Origin of the sequence: Mycolicibacterium peregrinum, from assembly GCF_001665625.1 — a bacterium.
Taxonomy (GTDB): domain Bacteria; phylum Actinomycetota; class Actinomycetes; order Mycobacteriales; family Mycobacteriaceae; genus Mycobacterium; species Mycobacterium peregrinum_B.
The window spans coordinates 1-3873 of sequence record NZ_LZSY01000012.1 but is presented as its reverse complement, the minus strand read 5'-3'; the positions used below and the strand labels follow the sequence as shown (position 1 = coordinate 3873).

1 protein-coding gene is annotated in these 3873 nt (G+C 63.3%); it reads left to right on the top strand.

Features of this window, described 5'->3' with window-relative positions; all coding sequences use genetic code 11:
- Positions 1-3873 (top strand): non-ribosomal peptide synthetase (locus A5779_RS01355; protein ID WP_131811546.1); only part of this gene is annotated, 3873 nt, incomplete at both ends.

Below are 3873 nucleotides of genomic sequence, written 5' to 3'. Positions count from 1 at the left end.
TCGGAACGCTGGGACGACGCCGGCGAACCCGCAGGCATCGGCGGCACTGTCGAGTTCCGCACCGATGTATTCGACACAGTCGGCATCGAAATGCTGGTGGAGCGGTTGCACCGCGTGTTGGATGCCGTCACCGCTGATCCGCGGCGGCCGTTGTCGTCGATCGATGTGTTGGATGCCGTCGAGCACGCCCGCCTCGACGAAGTGGGTAACCGGGCTGCCTTGGCCGGGCCGACCACCGTGTCGTCGGTTCCGGCGATGTTCGCACAGCAGGTCGTCCGCACCCCGGACGCGGTGGCACTGGTCTGCGGACAGAGTTCGTTGACCTACCGCGAACTAGACGAGGCGTCGAACCGCTTGGCGCACTGGTTGATTGGCCTTGGCGCCGGGCCCGGCCGGTGCGTGGCTCTGTTCCATTCACGTTGTGCCGAAGCGATTATCTCGATCGTCGCGGTCCTGAAGTCCGGAGCCGCGTATGTGCCGATCGACCCCATGCATCCCGATGCGCGGATCCGGTTCATGCTCGACGATGCTGCACCTGTCGCCGTCTTGACCTCGGCGAGTTGGGCCAACCGGCTATCGCGATGCGATGTGCATGTCGTCGATGTCGGGGATCCGCGTATCGAGACGCAGCCCAGCACCGCATTGCCGACGCCTGCCGCCGATGACATCGCCTACCTGATCTACACATCGGGAACCACCGGTGTCCCGAAGGGCGTCGCAGTCCCACACCGGAACGTCGCACAACTGCTGGTCCCCTTGGACCGAATCTTGTCGCCAGACGTGTGGTCACAATGGCATTCCTATGCCTTCGATGTTTCGGTGTGGGAGGTGTGGGGCGCTCTTCTGCACGGTGGACGACTGGTGGTGGTGCCGGAGACGGTGGCCAGTTCACCGGACGATTTCCATGACCTTCTCGTGGCTGAGAAGGTCAGTGTGCTGAGCCAAACCCCTTCTGCGGTGGGAGTCCTTTCGCCAGAGGGACTGGAATCGACGGCGCTGGTGGTGGCAGGCGAGGCCTGCTCCGTCGAGGTGATGGACCATTGGGCATCCGGTGGACGGGTGATGATCAATGCCTATGGACCGACCGAAGCCACGGTGTATGCCTCGATCAGTGCTCCGTTGCAGGCCGGTTCGAATGTCGTTCCAATAGGCTCGCCGGTCCGGGGCGCCGCGTTGTTCGTGCTGGACAGGCTGCTTCGGCCGGTGCCTGTCGGTGTGGTCGGGGAACTGTATGTTGCCGGTCAGGGCGTGGCCTACGGATACGCCCGTCGTGCGGGGTTGACTGCCTCGCGATTCGTGCCCTGTCCGTTCGGCATGCCGGGCTCGCGGATGTACCGGACCGGAGACCTGGCGTTGTGGGGTCCGGATGGGCAGTTGCGGTATTTGGGGCGTGCTGATGAGCAGGTCAAGATCCGTGGATATCGGATCGAGCTGGGTGAAATCCAAACGGCGTTGGCTGCCCTGGAAGACGTCCAGCAAGCTGCCGTCATAGTGCGGGAAGACAAGCCGGGCGACAAGCGTCTGGTCGGATATGTCACTGGGGCAGCGGATCCCGCGGCTGTCCGGGTGGCGTTGTCCGAACGCTTGCCCGGCTACATGGTCCCGGTAGCGGTGATGTTGGTCGACGCTCTGCCATTGACCGTCAACGGCAAGCTCGACCGGCGAGCGCTACCGGCGCCGGAGTACGCCGACGCCAACACCTACCGTGCCCCGAGCATGCCGAAGGAAGAGATCCTGGCCGGGATATACGCCCAAATCCTGGGATTGGAACAGGTAGGGATCGATGACTCGTTCTTCGATCTGGGTGGCGATTCGCTGTCCGCCATGCGACTGATCAATGCGATTCACGCAAGCTTGGATGCCAGTCTTCCAGTTCGCGCCGTCTTCGATGCGCCTACTGTGGCTGAACTGGCGGTGCGTCTCGGTGAGAATGCGGGCGGACGCGATCCGTTGGTGCCCCAGCCTCGCCCAGAGGTCCTCCCGTTGTCCTATGCCCAACAACGGTTGTGGTTCCTCGACCATCTGCAGGGACCCTCACCGGTGTACAACATGCCAGTGGCGCTGCGGCTGCGCGGCCATTTGGATACCGATGCGCTCGGCCACGCCCTGATGGACATGGTGGGCAGGCACGAATCGCTGCGCACTGTATTCGCAGAGTCCGACGGGGCGCTTCGACAAGTGATCATCCCCGTGGCGCAGGCTGACTTCGGTTGGCGGGTAGTTGATGCCACCGGTTGGACCAGCGCCGAATTGGCCGAGGCGATCGAACGTGTGACGAGCCACGCCTTCGACCTGGCCAGCGAGATTCCCTTGCGGGCAGAGCTGTTCCACATCGGAGAGGGCGACAACGTCCTGGTAGCGGTGGTGCATCACATTGCGGGTGATGGCGCTTCCGTCGGTCCGCTGTTGGCTGGTCTCGGTGCGGCCTATGCGTGTCGCTGCCAGGGCCGGGCACCGGATTGGTCGCCTTTGCCGGTGCAGTACGTGGATTACGCGTTGTGGCAACGTTCGTATCTGGGTGACCTGGCCGATCGCGACAGCCGGATATCCGGCCAGGTGGCGTACTGGGCAGATATGTTGGCCGGTCTGCCGGAGCGGTTGGAGTTGCCAACGGATCGGCCGTATCCGCTGATTGCCGGTCACGAAGGCGCCCGGGTGCCAGTCTCGTGGCCGGCCGGCCTGCAGCGCCAGATCCGCCGCGTCGCCCGGGAATATCGCGCGACTCCGTTCATGGTGGTCCAGGCCGCCCTGGCTGTTCTGCTGTCGAAACTCAGTGCGAGTGCTGATGTGGCTGTGGGCTTCCCGGTCGCAGACCGGGTGGACCCCGCCTTGGACGAACTGGTCGGTTTCTTCGTCAACACTCTGGTGTTGCGGGTGGATCTGTCCGGCGATCCGACAGTCGGGGAGGTGCTGGAGCAGGTTCGCCATCGCAGCCTCACCGCACTCGAGCATCAGGACGTGCCGTTCGAAGTCTTGGTAGATCGACTCAACCCGACTCGATCGCTGGCCCATCACCCGCTTGTGCAGGTGGAACTGGCCTGGCAGAACTTCGCCAGAACAGAGGGTGCCGAATCGGCGTTGGGTGATGTCGAGGCAGTTCCACTGGAAGCCGAGACCCGAACCGCGCGTATGGATCTGACATTGTCGATGTCGGAGCGGTGGGATGCGACCGGCGAACTCGCCGGAATATCAGGAATGGCGGAATTCCGCACGGACGTCTTCGATACGGACAGCATCGAAACCCTGATCAGTCGGTTGGAGCGCGTGCTCGCGGCGATCACTGCCGATGTGGACCAGCGGCTGTCGTCGATGGACTTCTTGGGCGAGGATGAGCACACGGAGCTGTTGGGATGGGGTAATCGAGCGGTGCTGGACGACTCGGTCGCCGCGTCGGCTTCGATTACGGACTTGTTCGCCGCACAGGTCACGCGCTCACGCGAAGCGGTCGCACTGTCGTTCGACGGTCGTTCGATGTCTTATGCGCAACTCGATGAGTCATCAGACCGTTTGGCCCGCTTGCTGGTAACCAAAGGTGCCCGACCCGGCACGTGCGTCGCGGTGTTGTTGCCGCGATCGGCTGACTCCATCGTGGCGATTCTGGCGATCTTGAAGTCGGGAGCGGCCTATCTGCCGATCGATCCACTGCATCCTGATGCGCGCGTCGAATTCATGCTTGGTGACGCGTCACCTGTTGTCGCGGTGACCACTGCGGGATTGGCGGCCCGGCTGTCCGGCTGTGATTTGGAGCTTGTCGAACTCGATCATGTGCATTCCGTGGGGGACGACGGGGCGACGTTGCCTGTGCCGTCGGCTGATGATGTGGCGTATTTGATTTATACCTCGGGGACGACGGGTCGTCCGAAGGGTGTGGCG